Below are 21,458 nucleotides of genomic sequence, written 5' to 3'. Positions count from 1 at the left end.
ATATATTCAGCTTTATAAAAAGTTGCTGAGAGGGGATTAAATATGGCGGATGTGACGGTTAAACAATTAGCTCAAGTCGTTGGTATCCCGGTTGAGCGCTTATTGAACCAGTTACAGGAAGCAGGGTTATCTTTTACTGATGATCAACAGACTGTGAATGAAGAACAAAAGAGGATCTTGCTTAATCATTTAAAAGGTAGCTCTAATCGTGATATTAGTGCTGCGCCTGAAAGAATAACTTTAAGACGTAAAAGCATGTCTCAGGTTACTGTTGGGCATGATATGCATAGCGGAAAAACAGTTAATATTGAGGTTAGAAAGAAAAAAACTTTCATAAAGAGAAGTGCAATTCCCGAACAACCAGAGATAGAAGAGCCCGTAATTCCACCTGTTGTTGAAGAGCCTGTCCATGAAGAAATCCCTGTTGTTAATGATGTGTCTGCAGAAACTCCTGAGTTGAAAGAGACTGAAGAACATACAATCATTGAACCTGCAACAGAAATTGAAGAAACCGCAAAAGAAGAAGAAAGCAGCAATTTAGAGGAAGAGACAGCAGAGAATCAGGATGCATTAACGCATGCCAGCTCTGATGTTTTAGAAAATCTTGTGGATGTAGTCGAGGATGTCATCCCTGTTTCCAAAAAGGAAGAAGTTAAACCTGAGAAAGCGAGTAAAAAGAAACATCTGGAGCAAACTGATTCTGATGTTTCTGAATTTAAAAAGGGTAAGAAAAAGCCTAAATATCATACTTTTGAACATGATGAAGAGGAGCAAGAACTTCATCGACGTGGTGGTCGAAGTAAATTTAAAAAGAAAAAAGGAACTGAAAAATCAGATAAATACCGAGAGGCTGAAGAAACATTAACGCATGGTTTTGCATTACCTACTGCTCCAATAATCAGAGACGTATTGATACCTGAGACAATTACAGTTGCCGAATTGGCAAAACGAATGTCAGTAAAAGCCGCTGAAGTGATTAAAGTCATGATGTCTTTGGGGGCGATGGCAACAATTAATCAGGTCATTGATCAAGAAACGTCTGTAATCGTTGTAGAAGAAATGGGGCATAAACCAGTTATTATCAAAGAAGACGCTGTTGAAGCTGGTTTAGGCGAGGCCATTTCCAAAGGCACAAGAACAGAGGGTAGAGCACCGGTTGTCACAATTATGGGACACGTTGACCATGGTAAAACCTCCTTATTGGATTATATTCGTCGAACCAAGGTTGCAGCAGGTGAAGCCGGAGGGATTACGCAACATATAGGTGCTTACCATGTCAGCACACCAAAAGGCAACATTACTTTTTTAGACACGCCTGGACATGCTGCATTTACCGCGATGAGAGCTCGCGGTGCCCAAGCAACTGATATAGTCATTTTGATCGTGGCAGCTGATGATGGTGTTAAGCCTCAGACTATTGAAGCGATACAGCATGCCAAAGCAGCCAAGGTTCCAATTATTGTTGCAATTAATAAAATGGATAAACCTGATGCTGATCCTGAACGAGTTATGAATGAACTATCAGTCCAAGAGGTTATTCCTGAGGCATGGGGTGGAGATACCATGTTTGTTAATATTTCAGCCAAATCGGGTATGGGTATAGATGATTTGCTGGATGCTATTTTATTGCAATCAGAAGTATTAGAGTTAAAAGCAGTGACTGATGGTGCTGCAAAAGGAGTTGTTATTGAATCACGTCTGGATAAAGGACGAGGTCCAGTTGCAACTGTTCTAGTTCAAAGTGGCACGTTACATAAAGGTGATATTTTACTGGCTGGCTTTCAGTATGGACGTGTACGTGCTTTGGTTAGTGACAATGGCGATTTGGTTGATAGTGCTGGCCCGTCCATTCCAGTGGAAGTCCTCGGATTATCGGCTATACCTCATGCAGGAGATGAAGCAGTAGTTGTACCAGATGAGAAAAAGGCCAGAGAAGTTGCTTTGTTTAGACAGGGTAGGTTCCGTGATGTGAAATTAGCCAGACGTCAAAAAACCACAATAGAAGGTATTATGGAAAATATGACGGCTACCGAATCCAAGGTCTTGAACATTGTCTTAAAAGCAGACGTTCAAGGATCACTGGAAGCAATTTCTGATGCATTGACAAAATTATCAACAGATGAAGTTAAGGTCGAGGTGATATCTAGTGGTGTTGGTGGAATAACAGAGTCCGATGTCCATTTGGCTATCGCTTCCAATGCCATTTTAATCGGATTTAATGTAAGAGCTGATGGGACAGCCAAGCGTCTTGCAGAACAAGAATCCGTATCGATTCATTATTATAGTGTTATTTATGACATAGTAGATCAGATAAAAGGTGCTTTAACCGGGATGCTTGCGCCACAATTTAAAGAAGAAATTATTGGTATTGCTGAAGTTAGGGATGTATTCAAATCACCCAAAATTGGTGCTATTGCTGGATGCATGGTTATTGAAGGAGTTGTAAAGCGTAATAATCCAATACGTGTATTGCGTTCAAATGTAGTGATTTATGAAGGTACCTTAGAGTCATTAAGGCGATTTAAAGATGACGTATTAGAAGTAAGACAAGGTTTTGAATGCGGTATTGGCGTAAAAAATTACAACGATGTGAAACCTGGAGATTTAATCGAGGTTTTTGAGACAGTCGAAATTAAGCGTGACTTATAGAAAATGAGTAATAATTTTAAGCGAACTGACAGAATTGCTGAGATGATTCAGCGCAAATTAGCTTTGATCATTCCTCAGGAAATAAAAGATCCGCGTTTGAAGGGTTTTGTTACCATTTCAGCAGTCAAAGTGGCTGCCGATTTAGGTCATGCGAAAGTTTATTTTACTGTTCTTAATGAAGATAAATCAGTGATTACCAATATATTAAATGGTGCAGCCAGTTATTTGAGAAGTGCTCTGGCAAGAAGTATTACACTACGCACTGTGCCGCAGCTTCATTTTATTTATGATGAATCGATTGAGTATGGACAACGGTTAAGTCGATTAATTGATGAAGTAAATCCTCCTGATTCAAATAACGATGACAACAATTGAATCTCAGTATTCTACAGATGGAATCCTACTATTAAATAAACCGAAAGGAATGACGTCAAATGCTGTGCTTCAGAAAGCTAAACGTTTGTTTGGGGCTAAAAAAGCTGGCCACACAGGCAGTTTAGATCCTTTAGCAACCGGCATGTTGCCTCTATGTTTTGGAGAAGCAACTAAAATTTGCCAGTATTTTCTCAATGCGGATAAATGTTATGAAACAATTGGAAGGTTTGGCATTAAAACAAATACTGCTGATTGTACTGGCGAAGTAATATTTTGTCTTGAAAATTATACTGTTAGTCATGAGGAATTGCTTGCAACGTTAGAAAAATATAAGGGTAAAATCAAGCAAGTTCCATCCATGTTTTCTGCTTTAAAGCATAAGGGCACTCCTTTGTATCGATTCGCCAGAGAAGGGATAGAGATAGAACGTAAGGCCAGAGATATATTAATCAGCCAATTGAAGTTGGAACAATTTGATGGAGAATATTTTTCACTAACTGTATCATGCAGCAAAGGAACCTATATACGTAATTTAGTGGAAGATATTGGTGATGCGTTGAAGGTAGGAGCTCATATGACAAAATTGCATAGGCTCTATACTGCAGGGTTTGAAAAAAATCGAATGTACACCCTTGATGAATTGCAGGAAATGTCTTTATCACAAAGAGTTGCTTGCTTAATCCCAATTGATCAGGCTATTCAGCATTTAACACCAGTAACTCTTTCCGATTGTGAAGTAACAGCAATTCGCCAGGGCAAGGTGATTACAAATAAAACTGATGCCGGTGAAGGAGAGGATTTGCGTCTCTATAGTGAGCAATCTCAATTTATTGGCATTGGCCAAGCTTTAATTCATGGTGATATTAAAGCAAAAAGGTTAATTTCTTTTGCTTTATGATTACAATTTATGTAAAAGTTTCTGTGTATTTCGGGAAAAGTATGAAATTTTTTACACAAATTAATATCCACTACTTGTTTCATTTGACATGCCTTGGTAGAATGTTCGCCTTTAAAAGAATACTTAGCTGAGTTCCAGGAGTAAATAATGTCGCTAAATAGCGCAGAAAAAGCAGAAATTATTAATGAATACAAACGCGGTGATAAAGATACTGGTTCACCAGAAGTACAAGTTTCTTTAATTACCAGTCGCATTAAATATTTAACTGATCATTTTAAAGAAAATAAAAAAGATTTTCATTCGAGACGTGGCTTGCAAGAATTGGTTAACAAGCGCCGCAAGTTACTAAAATATTTGAAGCGTAATGATCAAGATCGCTATCAAACATTAATCCAAAATCTGGGATTGAGAGATTCCTATTGATTGATGGGATTATTGTCTCTATGGGGACGCATCAAATAATAAATCAGTTTTAGAATAAAAGGCGCAGCGTTCTGCGCCTTTTTTTTCTTATATTTACTTAATGGGGAACATTACGTGGCAAAAATTACAAAAGAAATAGTATTCGGTAACCATAAATTAACTCTGGAAACAGGTGAAGTAGCACGACAGGCTGATGGTGCCGTAATGGCAAGTATGAATGGTACACAAGTGCTAGTGACTGTGGTTTGGAAAAAGGATGGTGGTGAAAGTAATGATTTTTTCCCATTAACAGTGAATTATCAAGAAAAGTTCTATGCAATAGGTAAAATTCCTGGGGGCTTTAACAAGCGCGAAGGACGACCATCTGATAATGAAACATTAATTTCACGGTTAATAGATAGACCGATCCGGCCATTATTCCCGGATAATTTTTTTAACGAAGTACAGATAATTGCCACTGTTCTATCCTTAAATCCCGAGGTATCTCCTGATATTATCGCTATGATTGGAGCCTCTGCTGCGCTTTCAATTTCTGGTGTACCGTTTAATGGCCCTATAGGCGCTGCTAGGGTAGGCTACAAAGATGGAGTTTATCTACTCAATCCAAGTAGAAACGAGCAAGAAGAGTCCAAACTTGATTTGGTTATTGCAGGAACAAAAGATGCCATTTTAATGGTGGAATCAGAAGCACAAGAATTAAGTGAAGACATCATGCGTGGTGCTATGTTATATGGCCATGAAATGATGAAAAGTGTTATAAAATCAATAGAAGAACTTGCTAGAGAAGTTGGTAAGAACAAGCCTGAGTGGAAGGCGCCTGAAATTGATACAGTGCTAAAAGCTAGAATCAATGATGTAGCGAGGAATGAGGTTGAAGCCGCTTACCTTATTAAAGACAAACAACAACGGTATCAGCGCTTAGACGAGTTAAGAGAACAAACTATTTCTGCTTTGATGGCTGAAAATGATGAATTAAAAGCAGATGTTATTGCCAATATGTTTGGTGAGTTAGAGCGTTCTATAGTACGTAACCGTATTCTTGACGGTGAGCCTCGCATCGATGGGCGTGATCACAGAACAGTTAGACCTATTTCTATTCGTACCAAATTCCTGGAAAGAACTCACGGTTCCTGTTTGTTCACCAGAGGAGAAACCCAAGCTATTGTTGTCGCTACTTTGGGTAATGAGCGTGACGCACAGATATTGGACGGAATTAGTGGTGAAACCAGAGACCGATTTATGCTTCATTATAACTTCCCTCCTTATTCTGTCGGGGAAACAGGGCAAGTAGGTAGTCCCAAACGCCGTGAAATTGGGCATGGCCGTTTAGCCAAGCGTGCTTTAATGGCTGTACTGCCTGATACCAATGAGTTTCCTTATGTGTTACGGATTGTATCCGAGATTACTGAATCTAATGGTTCCAGTTCTATGGCTACTGTTTGTGGAACAAGTCTGGCATTGATGGATGCTGGAGTACCTTTAAAAGCGCCAGTTGCTGGTGTGGCCATGGGCTTAATCAAGGAAGGTGAGCGTTATGCTGTATTAACAGACATATTGGGTGATGAAGATCATTTAGGTGATATGGATTTTAAAGTAGCAGGTACAGAAAAAGGGATTACTGCTTTGCAGATGGATATCAAGATTTCCGGGATTACCAATGAAATTATGGAACAGGCTCTGGAGCAAGCTTTAGAAGGTCGTATCCATATTCTTGGCGTCATGAACAATGCCCTTGCTGAGCATAGAACCGAATTATCTCAGCACGCTCCAAGAATCACTACCATGAAAGTTGCTGAAGATAAAATCCGCACAATCATTGGCAAAGGTGGCGCAACGATTAAAGGACTTATTGAAAGTACAGGAGTGTCTATAGATATTGATGACTCAGGGGTTATCCAGTTATTTTCTCCGGATAAGATGGCTTTGGAAGAGGCGCAAAAACAAATTAAAGCTCTAATTGCTGAAATTGAAGTGGGTCAGACTTATCAAGGAAAGGTAAGCAAGATAGTTGACTTCGGCGCTTTTATCAATTTACTGCCTGGTAAAGATGGGTTACTGCATATTTCACAAATATGTGCCGACAGAACACAAAAAGTTGAAGAGGTGTTGCAGGAAGGTCAGGAAATTGAAGTCTTTGTTGCGGGGATCGATAAACAAGGACGAGTGAAACTGGAGTGGAAGGACAAACCGCAAGCTGAAGCCAAAGAGGGCGAAGGTGCTCCGGTATCTGCTACATTCCTTACGATGGAAGAGCAATCTGAAGAAATTAATTCAGATAACAAAATCTCTGAGGAAGAGGAATAATAAAATAGTAGCATTTAAAGTTCTATTCATTATAAACTCGCAAAAAGCATAGCCTTTTAGCGAGTTTTAATTGAGTGCTTGCAATTGGTGTATATGGCTGCATAAATTATAAGCTACTGAAGTAGAGTTTAAACATGAAGCTGTTTTATTTTTGAATTAATGTAATCAGCATCAAAATACACTCGAGATTATTAGAAAAGTTGATGTTTTTATCACCTTACTGCCTTAATTTCAATCCAATTGAAAAAATCGGGGTGAATTTAAAAAAGAAGATTAAGCATTCTAGTGCAAATTTTGACTTATAAAAAAGACATTCATAACTTCACGAATATCAGTGCTTCTTGTATGTCCTAGTTCTTGTTCTGCAGGGGTTAGTGGTTGGATAATAGCTAAATGCTGATCGATCAGATCAATTTAATAGCGGTTGCTCAATTTTTGAGTTCACGCTACTCTTCCAGTCAGCTAAAGATATGGGGCACAAATATTGATCTATAATATGTCCTTATTTTGGACACAAATTAGTTTTCCCAGCTAGAAAACCCATTCCTTATGCCATTTTAATTTGGCTGTCTCCTTGATTAAAGTAAAGATTTTCGACATATCCTATAATAAAAATATATTGATATTATTCGGAATAAATATGATGCAAGGGAAAGAGGAAGAAGATAAGGTAAAGTATAATTGCTTAACAAATGAATCTATGGTTTTTGAAAGAGAGGGAAGATCTATTTGTTCATTTGGGGGGAAAAAATATATATTTAGTTCAAATAATCATCAAGATCTGAGTGATATGCTTCTCGAAGCGGAATATGCTGTTTTTTCTGGAAATTTACTGCGTTACATTTTAGGCCCTCAACAGCCACAATACTATCTTGCAAGCAATGCGATGGGTACGAAGTATTACCGCGTATCGGACAAATTAGAGAATTATAGTGATTGGTGTGATGTAGTCCGTGAAACTGGTACTGACGCTATTTCTTTTCAATGGGATGACAATGAAGATGAGGACATATTAGATGTAAATATAGTTGGATTAGTAGACTTGTTTGTGGTCTGTCATTTTTTAGGTGAAGCAGATTGGGAGGGGGGAAATTTTGGATTTGTCAAAGATGGTAACACTTTTAACGCTGTAAGGCTTGATCCTGGTTTTAGTTTTAGATCCTTTATTATTGATAAGAATGATATTAATTTAGAAGAATACATTGATAATTTTGTTATCAATTATCTTACAAATGAAATAGCGAAAGAATCAGATGATAGATATTTAACTGATTTTATTGATTATGATGAACAACAGTTTAAAAGCCTCTCTGCAAAAAAATTATTTTCAGATAGAGAAAGAATAATATCAGTAATTAGAAAGATAGCTGAGGTTGAAGAGGTGGCTCTGGAAGAAATAAAACAAAAATCATTTACCGTAGGGCATTACCACGAAGCAGATAAATTAATAAGCAAGTTACTCACTAGGCTAGAGCTTTATAAGGAGTATGTTAATTACATCAATGATGAGGAAGAAGAGGAATATTCAAGCCCATATAAAGAAGAGAGGAGAGAGAAAGAGGCTACCGACACAGAATTTGAAGGTGAAATGAGAAAGGATGATAAATCAAAAAATACTGAAAAAAAGAGAAAACATAGGATATGGGATTTTGATCAAAATACTTCTCAACCTACTCAGAATAAAGAGATAGAAAAAAATAAACGTGCGCGTACAGAAATCAATAAAAATGAACCAACAGAACGACAAACACAATTTTCTAACTCTAATCAAATGAAAATGAAGATAAGTATTTTGATGATTCCTAAAAATGAAAGACAAGCGAATATCTTAGCGGTCTATGATGTATTAAAAACACTAACGTTAATGCATGATCAACCGAAAAAAAATTTACTTTTAGTTGAGGAGTTGCAAAGAATTGTAGGCAACATTAATTATACAGATGAGGAGAATATAGCTAATGCCATTGTAAAAATTAAGAAAAAACTTGCTCACTATAAAGAAAGTGATTTTTCGGGACCTGCTAAAGATATATTTAGAATATTTACTAGAGAAGATGCTTTTAATTTTAAAAAAATCCGAGATATTTTAAGTGAAAACTCTACTATAAATGAGATTATGAGCTCTATTAAAATAGGCCCCTGTCCAGGATGCTGGTAAAAACGTCAATGTTCAAATTTCAATCATTTGCAAGTAACAAACTCTAGACGTTGGGCTCTGTTAAGCATGCCATTAGAAACAAAATAAATAATAATTGTTGAGCTATTTTGTTTTTGGATACTATTTTCAATAGCTACAATGAGAAGTCTTGGCCTTTAAGTCAAACGACTTTGTAGGCCGCATTCTTTTCAGGCTCTAATCATTTTACTTGTTGATATCATGTATTTAGCATCGTTATCCCGATAAACCTAATGTGCGATTAGATTGAATATTGATAATAAACAATTTATGAAAGTCATTAAGTATGAAAGCCCCTTTGGCCTTTGAGCCAAACCAATCATCAGGTAAAATATAATCAAATATTAGTTTTTGAGCGCTTAGTTGATCAAACCTCGAATCAGTTGAGGCTACAGGGAGAAAAGGCATGGAGAAGACCTGTCGATACGCTCGTTATGCCGGATGGGTCGCTATTAATCTCTGATGATTATGCTCATGTAATATATCGGGTAAGTTATCAACAATAAATGGGTTAATTATTTTATTATTGCAGGCAGGGATAAAGCCCCTACCCATTTGTTATCTGTATTAACGAATTAAATTTAAGAATTCCAAACGACAGCTTGAATTGTTACGCATTTCACCGAGCATAACCGAAGTAGTCATGACAGAGTTTTGTTTTTCGACTCCACGCATCATCATGCAAAGATGTTTCGCTTCAACTACTACGGCGACACCGCGAGCTCCGGTAATGGATTCAATACAATGAGCAATTTCGCCTGTCAATCGTTCTTGAATTTGCAGTCTCCGCGCATAAAAATCTACAATACGAGCAATTTTGGATAAACCTATTACTTTGCCATCAGGTAGATATCCAACATGGCATTTACCCAAAAAAGGTAATAAGTGATGTTCGCATAATGAGTACAGTTCTATGTCCTTGACGATAACCATTTCACTCATGTCAGAATCAAACAGAGCGCCGTTAATGATTTCATCAAGGTTCTCATTGTAACCTTTAGTTAAATAACGTAAGGCATTAGCTGCTCTTCCAGGAGTATCCTTCAATCCTTCACGATTTATATCTTCGCCTAACTCTTTAAGCAAACTTGAATATAATTTTTCCATAGCAAGAATTCCTAACCTGGCGGCCAAGTCATTTGACGCCCGCCAAGTAAATGTAAATGAATGTGGTAAACTTCCTGCCCCCCACCAGAATTAACATTAAAAACCAATCTATAACCCATTTCACTTAGCCCTTCAGCCTGTGCTAATTTTTTTGCTCTTATTAGAATATTAGCAAGAAGTTCGCTATCATCATCGTTTACATCATTAATAGTTGCAATATGCTTTTTGGGTATAATCAATAAATGTGTTGGTGCTTGAGGTCTAATATCGCGAAAAGCCATTATATTTTTGTCTTCAAAAACTATTGTTGCAGGGATTTCACCTTGGACAATTTTGCAAAACAAACAATTCATAGGTCATCCGATGGTTCGATTCAAAATGCTATTATACATTTCATTTATTATATTGCGAACGCTTGTCTTTGCCTTTTGATGCGTTTTTTCGCATAATATTACTTTTATTTATTATTAAGGGTGCGTAAATGAGTTTAATGGAAATTCAGAGCGGTCGTGATGTTCCAAATGAAGTGAATGTGATCATAGAAATTCCTATGCACGGTGAGCCTGTAAAGTATGAAGTTGATAAAAAAACTGGTGCTTTATTTGTAGATCGATTTATGACGACTGCCATGTTTTATCCAACAAATTATGGTTATATCCCGAATACTTTGTCAGAAGATGGGGATCCTGTAGATGTGTTGGTAATAACCCCTGTTCCGTTGATTAGTGGGGCTGTTATTTCATGTCGAGCAGTTGGCATGTTAAAAATGACAGATGAATCTGGAGTTGATGCGAAGATTTTGGCTGTTCCAACAACTAAATTAAGTAAAATGTATCAATCCATGCAAACTTACCAGGATATTCCTCAGCATTTATTATTATCTATCGAACATTTTTTTAAGCACTATAAAGACCTGGAAGAAGGCAAATGGGTCAAGGTAGAGGGCTGGGTAGGTCCAGAGGCCGCTCGAGAAGAAATAACATCCAGTATTAACCGTTATAATCACATAAAAAAATAATGCAGTGACTTTATCTGAGTTTGGTGTTGGGCATTGCTCAGCACCAACCTTATCTCTTAGCTATTATTGCTGCCCCTCTCGCCTTCTACTACAAAACAGCAAGTTCTATTGTATAATTTGTCATTCTTAAAAGTATAAGGATATTCAGTGCAACTCCCTCTTTCTACTTTATTGGTTTTATTATTTTTCCTAATTTGCCTGTCTGCTTTTTTTTCAGGTTCCGAAATTGGCATGATGTCTATCAATAGATATAAATTACGACACTTGGTAAAAAGCAATGATAAGCAAGCCATTCGGGTTAATTCCATGCTGGCTCGGCCTGATAAGCTATTAAGTGTGGTTTTAATTGGAAATACCTTGGCAAATATAGTGGCATCAACTCTAGCTACTTTAATCGGGCAACGGTTTTATGGAGATGCAGGAGTGGCTATAGCAACTGCCTTGTTGACCATACTGATCCTGGTTTTTGCAGAAATGACACCTAAAACTCTGGCTGCTATTTACCCTCAGCAAGTAGCATTTGCATCCTCATTGCCGTTGAGCATTTTACAATGGATTTTTTCTCCTTTGGTCCATTTAATCAGTTTGATTTCCAATGGCATCTTAAGATTATTTAATATATCGGTAAAACGGATGCAAAAGGAGATGCTAACTGGCGAAGAGTTGCGTTCAGTGGTTCATGAGGCAGGAGGCTTAATGCCTGTAGAGCATAAAAGTATGTTGATTAGTTTATTGGATCTGGAACAAGCAACTGTTGAAGACATCATGGTTCCCAAGGCTGATATTGTTGGGATTGATTTAGATTTACCCTGGATAGAGCTTTTAGAGCAATTGGAAACAGCACAACACACAAGATTACCAGTTTACCATGGTTCTATTGATCATTTGGTAGGGATGATCCACGTAAGAAATATTTTAAATTTAGCATTAGAAAATAAGTTGGATATGGAAAATTTATTAAATAGTGCTGAAGTTCCTTATTTTATTCCAGAGGCTACCCCATTAAACATACAAATCCTTAATTTCAGAAAAATGAAAAGAAGAAGTTGCTTTGTTGTGGATGAGTATGGCGATATTCTTGGGCTTGTAACGATGGAAGATATTCTTGAGGAAATAGTTGGTGAATTCACAACAGATATCGCTGCTCTAAGTCGTGATATTACTCCTCAGCAAGATGGGTCGGTCATAGTCGATGCCAGTATAACCATTCGCCATTTAAATCGTATGATGGGTTGGAACCTGCCTTTAATCGGACCAAGGACCTTAAGTGGCCTGATTATTGAGCATTTAGGATATATTCCACCTCCTGATTCTTGCCTGGTTATTGACCACTATCATATTGAAATATTAAGGGTCAGCGACAATATGATAAGAGGTGTAAAGATGATTAAGGTTAATAAAAAAAGAAAATAACTCTTATCGACTTTGACGATCAATAGTTCTGTCATTATCAAAAATAGAGCTCGATTTTTTCTGCTACGCTATTGTGGTTGAATCATACTGTTCCCAATAGGCTTCCAGCTTGTCTCTATTTTAGTTTACTTAAATGATCATTCATTGATAAAGCAATACAATTTATTAATTTTATCGCAATAGATTGCTTCGATGTATATATTAAGATCTCATTTTGGGGGTAAGATACTAAACACATGATCAAATAGCAATCATTGTATATTATTTTTGTGGTAGTAGTGTTATAATGATACTATTTCTAATATGAAATAGAACGTATGAAAATTTTGTATGTACCTTTCCCCAGGAACCAGGCTGGCGATTTAAAATCAATGGTTGAACTTTGGAAAAAAAACGATGAGCAATTTTCCAATGTTCGCACTGAAATAATTTATTTCAGTGATGATATTGATTATGATCTATTTGACGAAAAAATAGATATATATATTTGTGCGCATGGTTCAGATGATGAAAACTTAAAGGTTGTTTTTAATCATTCCAATCCATTAATCGCAGAACACCTTGATATAAAAAAAGTGGCTGAACGCTTTGAGAGAGATATTTTACCCATATCATATTGGGTATCGGCGATTCATCTTTATTGCTGCGGGACCGATAAAAAAAATAAAATGATGGCTGAATTATTGGGACATTCTTTGTTGAGGTCAGAAAAACCTATTTACCACTATAGTGGTTCAGTTTCTATTGTTGATGAATTTGGGAAACAATGGAGTTTTGCAAACAATGCTAAAACGCCTATACATTCGGTAGCTAAAAAAATGTTTATTCTAAATTTTTTTGATGAAGAGCAACCGCATAGAGCCCCTGTTAAAAAAGCATATCAAAGCAAAACTTATAAAGAGTTATTAGCCACGAAAGAAGAATCTTTTTTTGCGAAAGTGAAAGAAAATAGAGCTTCAGTTCTTTTATCCAAACGATTAGGCAAAAAAACACAAAATGGTGAAGAGAACCCTTTGTTGAGAAAGGGTAAATAATTAGAGTTTCTATCCTGGATACATTTTTGTTTGTGACAATTTGCTTTATCAAAAAATATTCTGTAAAACGCAATAATTATTGGACTCAGAGTAAGAATAAATGTTTTGATATGATTACCTTGCTGGTGAGAGTAAAAAATAATTTAGAAGCAAGCCAGTTAGAGAGGGGACTGATTTATGGACCTACGACGAAAAGGAATTAAATGTTTGACAAATTATTTTTTTAAGCTAATCTTGTTTTTGTGCGTTGCAACATATGGAGAGTGTAATGAAAGAGCAATTTTTTCAGCCAAAAGATTTAAATAGTTTGTTTCGATCTGTTGAAAAACCAATTCAGGATTTGTTGGATCTCAATCTTAAAACATTAAAAAGTGTGTCTTATGTTACTCCTGTTGAATTATTCAATGTTTTAAAACCTGAAGAAATTCTGGAAAAAAATATGAATGTATTCATTCAAAATAGTCAAAAAGCAATGAGTTACATGTTGAATGTATTTCAAATAATGGAACATCATTGGATTAATATTTATGATCAGATGGCAGACAATCCAACTGAAAAGAAAGTTAATCCAATCATAGGCAAAGCAAGCCACAAAGTGGATACCAACGCCCCAAAATCATCAGCGAGTAAAAAATCCATTACAGCAAAAAGTAAAACAAAGTCTATTGCTGGACAGCCAAAGTCAAAAATAAGTAAAGCAAAACCGAAAACCAGCAGCCCAACAAAAGTTAAAGCAAATACTCAAGAACGGCCGACAGTAACCAAACAACAATCGCAAATATCTTTGTCTTCTTTGCAGAAAGACATAGAAAAACAAGGTATTAACACGCCTGTTGAAATGAAAAGCGCAGTTGCGATATTAAAAAATGAAACAAAAGATATAGTGCCTTCTAATAACAAGCCTAAATAAATTGGTGCTTTATCTTGTTTTGAGAGATGGCAGACAATGCTTGGTAAATCAGGGATATCCAGAAGTTAGAAATTATAGGGTGCAATGCCAGCATGTAAAGGATAAGTCAGGTATTGCACCAATAAAGCAAAGATCAGCTCATGTTTTTTTAAAAAAGTGTTAAATAAATAAGATGAACTAATTTGCTTAAATCTGCCAGATTATAATCAATTATAATGTAGCGTCACTTTCTTTAAGGGTTACAACTCGAGCTGTGAACATATAACCACCATTGCGAATGGTTTTAATTAAAGCCGGTTTTTTTTTATCTATTTCGATTTTTTGACGTAAACGACTAATTTGCACATCAATCCTTCGGTCAAAAGGAACCAAGTCTGTATTCTTGGTAATTTGTAATAAAAACTCTCTATCCAGGACTCGTTGTGGTTGTTGGACAAAAGTGAGAAGCAAATCGTATTCACCGGCGCTTAATTGTAATTCTTCATTATTCTCCCCGAATACTTGTCGCGAAGCTGGATAAAGTCGCCAGTTAGCAAACATTAATACTTCTTTACCATGATCGACTTTTTGTTGCGCCCTGATTACTCGACGAGAAATAGCACCAATTCGCGCATGCAGTTCACGGGGATAAATGGGTTTGGTCATAAAATCATCGGCACCGGCTTCAAGCATGGCAATGCTTGATTCTTCATCAGGCTTATTATTAATAACAATTAATGGTACTGGATACATATTATAAAATTGTTCAATTACCTCTGGTTCAGTTTTTAAAATTGACCAATTAATTAAAATGGCGGTAGGTAATCCTTTTTCAACATGAATAGGAAACAATTTCTTTTGTTGAATAATATCAAGATTAAATTTTTCAAAATAATCTTTCAGTTCTTCACTGACAGGTTCATTATCAATAAATAGCAAATAGTGGCGTTGTGACATCAATTTGCCTCAAAGGTCAAAAAATATATTGCTTTAATTTTGGCAAGTTTATCAGTTGCTTGCAATTATTTTTAAATATTTATGATTACCAGGGCTTTTTAGAGAGCAAAACCTGGTTTATTGCAAAATTTGTATTTTGTTAGTTATAAAAATTAGGAAAATATTTCTTTTCAATGCTATTGTTAAAGTTCAAGTGTCAGGATAATGCTTGAGGAGAAAGGGATGACTCAAAAGACACTTACTTTACCAAATTGGTTCGTTACGGATAATGACAGAGCCAAAGCTCGAATCAAATATGAGTTGAAACAGTTGGAGACTCAGCTGGGCAAATGCTTTAAGCAGCAGGATGATACAGTCTTTTCAAAAAACAGGTATTCACTTTACATGGCTTTAGCAGATAAATATTCAGAGTATTTGAAATTAATAGATATTGATTCAAAATTTAAACGATTCGGGCGTTTGGAGACACATAAGGATATTAGTTATCCGGAAGCTTGCAACAGGATTATACATCTGAAACAGAAAATATCTGCAGCAGTGAATTTGCTGGAGGAAGCTAAAATTATTGTTGAGATATCATCATTATATCAATATCTTGCTAAAGCAATTGAGCCATATGATCTTTCAGAGGGAATCAATCATTTAATCCTGAATCAGTTTGATAGACTAAAGCAGTTATTTAAGAAAGAGAATCTTGAATTATGGTTATCAACTCTGGTTGATATCTGGAATCATAATTCCACTTTATTAAGAGAGCCAGCCAAGTTATTTCGCAATTGGGATCTTGAAGAACAAACGATAGCCTTAACTTTTTTTTCCGAATCTGAAGTTGTTAATTTAGTAAATGCCATATTTTTTTATAAATTGTATCCTGATAAATTATTTAATGAATTAATTCATCCTGAAAAATTGGTTTCAGTTCGTATGCGCCTTGGTTTTTTGCATGAATTTATAGAACTTCTACAAAAACAATTACATAGCAATGCGCTTCAATACGGACTAAATCCAGGTATTGATTTCCTATTTCATGGTGAGGAACTGCCTCAAGGTATTCTGATCGAAGTCAATGAGGTTTATAGAGATATAATCCAATTAGCTGTTAAAAACCTTAAAGTACAATTCACACCTGAAAATAATGAGAAAGTTACCCTGGAACGTTTACATGATTTGGGAAGGGCATACAAATTTTGGTTTAATCCTAACAGGCTAATTGATGCTGTGATGGTTTTGCAGCAACGTCTGGTTATGGAAAGTATATCTCAAGAGGATGATTTAGAAAAATTTCATCAAGAAATGCTAATTCTATATCGTCAGCTCACCACAACAGAATGCCTGGATTTATATGGTTATTTTGCCAACAATGACAGTCGATATTTACTTTATACTTTATATTCAATAATTAATGGTTATTCTTTAGATTGGTTGCCATCATTAAATTCAGCTGAAAGAAATGCCATAGCCAGAGTATATCAAGCTCTAAAATGTGTTATGGAGGCACTAAGAGTTGAATTAAAAAACAGGTTTATCACAACTGAACCTTATCTATATGATTTGGGGAAAAAAGAGATTCATACAGGGAGGCGTAATCGAGAGGCAGTATTTAGAATTATTGCAATTTATGGTTGTGAAAGAATAGTACTGAGTGACTCATTAGAAAGATTGTTTAATCTTATAGAGGAATCAAATAAGCAACTTTAGTAGTAAATATGAGTTATTGAAGTGCCAGCTGACTAAGAATAATCTAGACTGTGAAGTATACTAGACTTCTTCTGCTTTGTCCGGGCGATTATGCATTAACTTTATATAGTGCTTTTATTGGATGGGATACACCAGTTTTTTACCATAAAACTCTTGTAGCTGTTTCTTTAGTTCTTCTGCTGGACTTGATTTGGCAAAATCACTCTGCAGGTTATCAATCCATTCGCCAGTTGAAAGATTGAGAATAACGGGTATGTAGGCGTTGTCATCTGGATATAGAGCTAAAATCCAATCTCCACTAATGACTCCGTATAGCTTTTGATTATTTACCTGCATTAATTCATCCGGCTTCAATTCAAGTTGCCCGGTATCCGGGTTAACCTTATAGATTTTTTTTCCTAATTCAATGGCTTTTTCTTTAGTAAAATCTTGATTTGGATACATCCCACTTTCAATAAAGAATATTCGGTGTGGCAGTAGAGTGTTAGGATTTAATACAGTAGGCAGCAATGAAATGCCATCCATTTTTTGTTTTTTTGTAATATTAAGAAAGTCAAGAATGGTTGGGGCCAGATCAAATAATGCTACTCTTGTTTTGATTTTGTTTGTTTTTGTAAGTGGCTTTCCATCTTTATAAATATTAAATGCCAGGAGGCTATGATATTGCATAGGACTTAATATATCAGAACCATGGCCGGCACTTTTATCGAGTTCGGTTGCAGTTTTGGCCTTAAAATACTCTGCGAGTTTGCTAGTTAGCGAGCTTTGATATTTTTGGTAACTCGTCAATCGTGAGTTGGGATAATAAAGTACTTCGCCATGGTCACTTAGTATAATGACCAGGCTATTTTTTAAATAGCCGTGCTTTTTTAAATAACAGAAAATGATTTTAAATTGATTGTCTACTGTTTTTAGCGCTTTTAGGTAAAGCGTATCACGCTTGCTGAGGCTGAATTCATTATCCACTTGATCAGGCAAGGATGCAGCCCAGGCATAAGGCCAATGCGGAAGAGCAAAATGTATGGCAAGGAAAACAGGAAAATTTTGTTGTACAGACAGTTCTCTTTTTAATTCATTTGTAAAGGTTTCCGGATAGTAGGATATGAAGCTGGCTCTATTACTAAAATTATAGGGGAATAACCAGGCGCCAATGCGAAAATTGATCAGCAAATTCCCAAGCGGGAAATCATTATACGAACCAAGCATGACATCATTGACCCCGGTTTTTGGACCGATGATTTTTTTAAATCCAAAATCCTTATCTATGCTATTGAATCGTCTATCATCAGTCGCATATATGGTGTGATATCCTAGTTTATTCAAATCCCACACAATGCTGAGTTGACTTTTAACCCGGTTTCGCTCAACCAGGTTTTCTTCAGCAAGATGATGTTTGGGGTATAACCCAGTTAAAATGGAGCTCCATGCAGGATAGGTTCTGGCTAAAGGACTAATCGTGTTTGTAAATTGAAAACTGTCCATTAGCACTTTATGAAGAAAAGGCATGTTTTTAGCAGTGACACTTTCAGGACTTAAGCTGTCTATGCCCAGGATAATGATATTGGGTTCTGAACCTTTGTTAGGATTTAAAGAAGGTTTCCAATAATTATTTAACAAGATAATACAAACGCCAATGGGTAGCGCCATTGATAAGAGGCAAGCAGTCTTTCGATAAAACAAACAATTTAATAAGAGTAACCCCAAGCAACACAAGGAAAAATAAAGTAATATTAAAAAAATAAACTCAGGAATTGGTGGTGAAAATAATTTACTAAAAATACTAAGGGGGAAATAATAGGCATTAGCACTTAATATACAGCACGCAAATAAGGACCAAATAATGGTTTGCCATTGCTCAGTAGAAAAATAATGCCAAGATCGGTTTAAAATTCCTATGAGCATCAGGGTTTGAATCATGGAAATGATGAGATACAGGCTGAGTTGAATTACGAGAGTGCCGATAATTTCAAAATAGACCGGCAAAGGCAGCTGGATCGAACTGACGAGGCTCTCGGCATGTGAATAGAGCAGAAGCAATTGCAAACCAAAAAAACAAAGATTAAATAAAAGAAACTGACTAAAATACGAAAAAGTAGAATGTTTGTGTTTCATGATTGATTGTCTGCAGGACAATTAATGTGCCAGTTATAAATATAACTATCAATAGTATTAACATGCTTTAATTGGTTGCGCAGAGGTTCTTTCGCGAATTGTAATAAATGTTTGATGACATATTTTTTGGTACCACCAAAATCTTCTTCATACCAGTCATATAATTTAGAAACAATTAATTTACCTTCAATCACATGAACTCCTCTGAGAGAGTTAATGTATTTTGCTGCTGCGTCGTTAAGTTGTTGCTCCAGTAATGCCCCTTGATAGGCTTGTTTGTTCAGGTTAGGTGCTCCTATAGTGGCATTATTTAAAGCATAATGGGTTCTTGGGTCATTCCAAATTGGGCGAATAATTCTATTATTAATATCATCCAAGGATAAGTTGGTGTTTTTGATAGTGATAATATTGGCTCCCCAAGGTCCAACGCTAAATAATCCGGGAGAAATATTAATTTCCTGAATGTTTGCAATGGGATAATAGTTGGCAACTGTTAATACTGTAAGGGCATTATACAAGTTGATCCAATAAGCTAATTGCTCTTGACGGTTATAATTATCAATATCAATTTGTGATAAATTTTTTATATATTCTTTTAGTGAGGCCAACTCTTTCTCATTTATATTGACATAGTCTACCAGATTGATGTCTTCTTCATTAGTTATTACATGATGATCAAGAAAATGTTGCCATGCCTGATGAGAAATGGATTGTTTGGAAAGAGGTGCATTGACCAGCCATTTGGGCCATAAACTTCTGTGGAAGGAAGCAGAAGCTGTACTTGTTATGAAACATAAGGACAAAAGGAATAAGAACAGTATTTTTTTTCTGAATAAAATAAACATGGAATTGGATTTAAACATTAATCACTGCTCTATTTTTAAGGGCACTGCTTATAGTATTCCCATCTAAAAATTCTAATTCACCACCTGATGGTATTCCATGTGCTAATTGACTGACATTGACGGTTTCATTCTTTAGCAACTGATGAATAAAATGAATTGTGGTTTGGCTTTCAACACTGGGGCTTAACGCAAGAATAACTTCCTGAATTTTTTCCCTAATAATTAATTCCTTAAGTTTGGGTAGCCCAATGTCATCAGGTCCCAATCCATCAAGAGGAGAAATTTTCCCCATAAGGACAAAATATTTGCCTTGAAAGGAATTGCTTTGTTCTATGGCAGAAACATCTGCTGGACTCTCTACCACACAAAGCAATGTCGAATCTCGATTAGGATTTTGACAAAGAGCACACAGTGTTTGCTCGGTGTAATTATTACACTGCTGACAATGACTAATGTGCTTCATTGCCTGTTCTAAACAGGAGGCAAGGTGTAAGCCTCGTTGCCTTTGGTGCTGCAATAAATGGAACACCATCCTTTGTGCTGATTTTGGTCCCACACCGGGAAGACAGCGAAGCGCCTCTACCAAGCGGCTTAGAGCATCCATAGTCAGGGTTATTCTCCTTCTTTACCACCCATTAAATCAGTTGGAATATTAAGGCCAGCAGTCAGTTGGCTGATTTTTTCTTTGGATGCTTTTTCAATTTTACGTACCGCATCATTGACTGCAGCAGCAATTAAATCTTCCAGCATTTCAATATCTTCATCCATTAAAGTGGGTTTGATTTTAACTTCAGTTACATCATGACGTCCATTCATCTTAATAGTAACCATCCCACCACCTGATTCTCCATTTACTACCAGCTGGCTTAATTGTTGCTGCGCTTCTTGCATACGTTGTTGCATTTTTTGCGCTTCTTTCATTAAATTGCCTAAATTTTGATTAATATCCATTACAGCCTCGTCTATTTTATGGTTAATTTAAGTATTATAAGTCATCTTTTAACAGGACAATAGAATTTTTGACCAATTCTGCTGAAAATTCTTGTTGTAACTGTTGAAATACTGGGTCAGCGTGTAATGCTGCCTCTGCTTGTTCTTGCTTTTCTTGGCTAGCTTTCTCTTTTTGTTGCGCTGGAGAGGCATGCACAGCATCTTGACTGTTTAAAATAATTTTTACTGGGTTTTTATAATAACCAGCCAATGCGGTTTCAATTCGGTTAATTGTTGTGGGGGTGAATAAGGACTGGTGACCTTTATGTACTCCTAATGTAATTTCTCGCTCTTCTTTGCCAAGAAACTCTGCATTTTCTATGGCATTAAGTGCTAAACCCGATAATTTTAACTGTGGTATTATTTCATTCCAGTCACAGTTCATGGATTCACCAGAGTTAGCAGATTTTTTATCGTCAGTTGATAGTGATTGGGTCTCATGATGAGCAACGCAGTTGGCTGTCGCTTTAGTAACGGGTATTGGTTCAATTCCAATGGGATTCTGCGCTGGAGTTTTATCATCAACATTTAGTGAGTCCGTTGTATTATTTTGCTCGAATGCCAATGGGG

General features: G+C 36.2%; 18 protein-coding genes and 2 pseudogenes (1 of these 20 only partly in view). 12 read left to right on the top strand and 8 right to left on the bottom strand.

The features are described from left to right. Nucleotides 1-42 precede the first annotated feature (42 nt). The 7 genes and pseudogenes from OQJ02_RS15485 to OQJ02_RS13800 form a co-directional block, all read left to right on the top strand. Nucleotides 43-288, top strand: a pseudogene (locus tag OQJ02_RS15485) (translation initiation factor IF-2 N-terminal domain-containing protein); the annotation flags it as partial. Nucleotides 289-492: 204 nt separating this feature from the next. Next, a pseudogene (gene infB, locus OQJ02_RS13825) lies at nucleotides 493-2,649 on the top strand (translation initiation factor IF-2); the annotation flags it as partial. 3 nt (nucleotides 2,650-2,652) lie between these two features. Continuing rightward, nucleotides 2,653-3,024, top strand: coding sequence for a 30S ribosome-binding factor RbfA (rbfA, locus tag OQJ02_RS13820; protein ID WP_265719563.1), 372 nt, complete (start codon nucleotides 2,653-2,655; stop codon nucleotides 3,022-3,024). Beyond that, nucleotides 3,011-3,922 carry a tRNA pseudouridine(55) synthase TruB gene (gene truB, locus OQJ02_RS13815; RefSeq protein ID WP_265719562.1) on the top strand — a complete coding sequence of 304 codons (912 nt, stop codon included), beginning with the start codon at nucleotides 3,011-3,013 and terminating at the stop codon, nucleotides 3,920-3,922. Before rbfA ends, truB begins: the two co-directional genes overlap by 14 nt. Nucleotides 3,923-4,069: 147 nt before the next feature. Next, nucleotides 4,070-4,345, top strand: coding sequence for a 30S ribosomal protein S15 (gene rpsO / locus OQJ02_RS13810; RefSeq protein ID WP_010948459.1), 276 nt, complete (start codon nucleotides 4,070-4,072; stop codon nucleotides 4,343-4,345). 114 nt (nucleotides 4,346-4,459) lie between these two features. Then, a complete protein-coding gene (gene pnp / locus OQJ02_RS13805; RefSeq protein WP_265719561.1) occupies nucleotides 4,460-6,649 on the top strand; it encodes a polyribonucleotide nucleotidyltransferase in 2,190 nt (729 codons plus the stop codon). Between the two features lie 640 nt (nucleotides 6,650-7,289). Further along, entirely contained in the window at nucleotides 7,290-8,807 is a 1,518-nt protein-coding gene (locus OQJ02_RS13800; RefSeq protein ID WP_265719560.1) for a hypothetical protein, read from the top strand. 585 nt (nucleotides 8,808-9,392) lie between these two features. On the opposite strand, the gene folE is transcribed toward OQJ02_RS13800, so the two are convergent. Both folE and OQJ02_RS13790 read right to left on the bottom strand, forming a co-directional pair. Next, nucleotides 9,393-9,932: a GTP cyclohydrolase I FolE gene (gene folE / locus OQJ02_RS13795; RefSeq protein ID WP_265719559.1), complete on the bottom strand. Its 540-nt coding sequence runs from the start codon at nucleotides 9,930-9,932 to the stop codon at nucleotides 9,393-9,395. 11 nt (nucleotides 9,933-9,943) lie between these two features. After that, nucleotides 9,944-10,285: a histidine triad nucleotide-binding protein gene (locus OQJ02_RS13790; protein WP_265719558.1), complete on the bottom strand. Its 342-nt coding sequence runs from the start codon at nucleotides 10,283-10,285 to the stop codon at nucleotides 9,944-9,946. Nucleotides 10,286-10,413: 128 nt separating this feature from the next. On the opposite strand from OQJ02_RS13790, the gene ppa reads away from it, so the two are divergent. From ppa to OQJ02_RS13770, 4 genes are all read left to right on the top strand, one after another. Further along, nucleotides 10,414-10,950 carry an inorganic diphosphatase gene (gene ppa / locus OQJ02_RS13785; RefSeq protein ID WP_265719557.1) on the top strand — a complete coding sequence of 179 codons (537 nt, stop codon included), beginning with the start codon at nucleotides 10,414-10,416 and terminating at the stop codon, nucleotides 10,948-10,950. A gap of 147 nt (nucleotides 10,951-11,097) precedes the next feature. Further along, nucleotides 11,098-12,363: an HlyC/CorC family transporter gene (locus OQJ02_RS13780; protein WP_265719556.1), complete on the top strand. Its 1,266-nt coding sequence runs from the start codon at nucleotides 11,098-11,100 to the stop codon at nucleotides 12,361-12,363. A gap of 317 nt (nucleotides 12,364-12,680) precedes the next feature. Next, a complete protein-coding gene (locus OQJ02_RS13775; RefSeq protein ID WP_265719555.1) occupies nucleotides 12,681-13,397 on the top strand; it encodes an RNA-binding protein in 717 nt (238 codons plus the stop codon). 268 nt (nucleotides 13,398-13,665) lie between these two features. Next, complete coding sequence (locus OQJ02_RS13770; protein WP_265719554.1) at nucleotides 13,666-14,307, top strand: hypothetical protein; 642 nt, start codon at nucleotides 13,666-13,668, stop codon at nucleotides 14,305-14,307. 210 nt (nucleotides 14,308-14,517) lie between these two features. Here the strand turns inward: OQJ02_RS13770 and OQJ02_RS13765 are convergent, their stop codons facing one another. Continuing rightward, entirely contained in the window at nucleotides 14,518-15,243 is a 726-nt protein-coding gene (locus OQJ02_RS13765; protein WP_265719553.1) for a winged helix-turn-helix domain-containing protein, read from the bottom strand. A gap of 222 nt (nucleotides 15,244-15,465) precedes the next feature. Between OQJ02_RS13765 and OQJ02_RS13760 the strand changes: the two genes are divergently transcribed. Then, nucleotides 15,466-16,941, top strand: coding sequence for a hypothetical protein (locus OQJ02_RS13760; RefSeq protein ID WP_265719552.1), 1,476 nt, complete (start codon nucleotides 15,466-15,468; stop codon nucleotides 16,939-16,941). Between the two features lie 114 nt (nucleotides 16,942-17,055). On the opposite strand, the gene OQJ02_RS13755 is transcribed toward OQJ02_RS13760, so the two are convergent. The 5 genes in view from OQJ02_RS13755 to dnaX are tightly spaced (at most 34 nt apart) and all read right to left on the bottom strand, a layout consistent with a single transcriptional unit that may run on beyond the window. Continuing rightward, nucleotides 17,056-19,053, bottom strand: a complete 1,998-nt coding sequence (locus OQJ02_RS13755) for a sulfatase-like hydrolase/transferase (RefSeq protein ID WP_265719551.1) — start codon at nucleotides 19,051-19,053, stop codon at nucleotides 17,056-17,058. After that, nucleotides 19,050-19,916, bottom strand: coding sequence for a DUF547 domain-containing protein (locus tag OQJ02_RS13750; RefSeq protein ID WP_265719550.1), 867 nt, complete (start codon nucleotides 19,914-19,916; stop codon nucleotides 19,050-19,052). The genes OQJ02_RS13755 and OQJ02_RS13750 overlap by 4 nt, the downstream gene beginning before the upstream one ends. Then, on the bottom strand, nucleotides 19,909-20,502 hold the full coding sequence (recR, locus tag OQJ02_RS13745; RefSeq protein ID WP_265719549.1) for a recombination mediator RecR: 594 nt from the start codon (nucleotides 20,500-20,502) through the stop codon (nucleotides 19,909-19,911). The genes OQJ02_RS13750 and recR overlap by 8 nt, the downstream gene beginning before the upstream one ends. An 8-nt stretch (nucleotides 20,503-20,510) precedes the next feature. After that, the gene (locus tag OQJ02_RS13740) at nucleotides 20,511-20,849 is read right to left on the bottom strand and encodes a YbaB/EbfC family nucleoid-associated protein (RefSeq protein WP_265719548.1); all 339 of its coding nucleotides are present in this window, start codon (nucleotides 20,847-20,849) and stop codon (nucleotides 20,511-20,513) included. 34 nt (nucleotides 20,850-20,883) lie between these two features. Beyond that, a protein-coding gene (gene dnaX / locus OQJ02_RS13735) for a DNA polymerase III subunit gamma/tau (RefSeq protein ID WP_265719547.1) crosses the window boundary here: on the bottom strand, nucleotides 20,884-21,458 show its 3' portion. 1,096 nt of this gene lie beyond the right edge of the window; 575 of the gene's 1,671 nt are visible here — the last part of the coding sequence; its start codon lies off the right edge, out of view; it ends in the stop codon at nucleotides 20,884-20,886.

Source organism: Legionella sp. PATHC032 (genome assembly GCF_026191185.1).
Taxonomy (GTDB): domain Bacteria; phylum Pseudomonadota; class Gammaproteobacteria; order Legionellales; family Legionellaceae; genus Legionella.
The sequence above is the reverse complement of the archived record's forward strand: the minus strand, read 5'-3'. Positions and strand labels throughout refer to the sequence as shown.

What these genes read in the sequence shown, in the direction of transcription:
- rbfA (WP_265719563.1), top strand. Translation starts at nt 2,653, where the DNA reads ATGAGTAATAATTTTAAGCGAACTGACAGAATTGCTGAGATGATTCAG.
- truB (WP_265719562.1), top strand. Translation starts at nt 3,011, where the DNA reads ATGACAACAATTGAATCTCAGTATTCTACAGATGGAATCCTACTATTA.
- rpsO (WP_010948459.1), top strand. Translation starts at nt 4,070, where the DNA reads ATGTCGCTAAATAGCGCAGAAAAAGCAGAAATTATTAATGAATACAAA.
- OQJ02_RS13800 (WP_265719560.1), top strand. Translation starts at nt 7,290, where the DNA reads ATGATGCAAGGGAAAGAGGAAGAAGATAAGGTAAAGTATAATTGCTTA.
- folE (WP_265719559.1), bottom strand. Translation starts at nt 9,932, where the DNA reads ATGGAAAAATTATATTCAAGTTTGCTTAAAGAGTTAGGCGAAGATATA.
- OQJ02_RS13790 (WP_265719558.1), bottom strand. Translation starts at nt 10,285, where the DNA reads ATGAATTGTTTGTTTTGCAAAATTGTCCAAGGTGAAATCCCTGCAACA.
- ppa (WP_265719557.1), top strand. Translation starts at nt 10,414, where the DNA reads ATGAGTTTAATGGAAATTCAGAGCGGTCGTGATGTTCCAAATGAAGTG.
- OQJ02_RS13775 (WP_265719555.1), top strand. Translation starts at nt 12,681, where the DNA reads ATGAAAATTTTGTATGTACCTTTCCCCAGGAACCAGGCTGGCGATTTA.
- OQJ02_RS13770 (WP_265719554.1), top strand. Translation starts at nt 13,666, where the DNA reads ATGAAAGAGCAATTTTTTCAGCCAAAAGATTTAAATAGTTTGTTTCGA.
- OQJ02_RS13765 (WP_265719553.1), bottom strand. Translation starts at nt 15,243, where the DNA reads ATGTCACAACGCCACTATTTGCTATTTATTGATAATGAACCTGTCAGT.
- OQJ02_RS13760 (WP_265719552.1), top strand. Translation starts at nt 15,466, where the DNA reads ATGACTCAAAAGACACTTACTTTACCAAATTGGTTCGTTACGGATAAT.
- OQJ02_RS13755 (WP_265719551.1), bottom strand. Translation starts at nt 19,053, where the DNA reads ATGAAACACAAACATTCTACTTTTTCGTATTTTAGTCAGTTTCTTTTA.
- OQJ02_RS13750 (WP_265719550.1), bottom strand. Translation starts at nt 19,916, where the DNA reads ATGTTTAAATCCAATTCCATGTTTATTTTATTCAGAAAAAAAATACTG.
- recR (WP_265719549.1), bottom strand. Translation starts at nt 20,502, where the DNA reads ATGGATGCTCTAAGCCGCTTGGTAGAGGCGCTTCGCTGTCTTCCCGGT.
- OQJ02_RS13740 (WP_265719548.1), bottom strand. Translation starts at nt 20,849, where the DNA reads ATGGATATTAATCAAAATTTAGGCAATTTAATGAAAGAAGCGCAAAAA.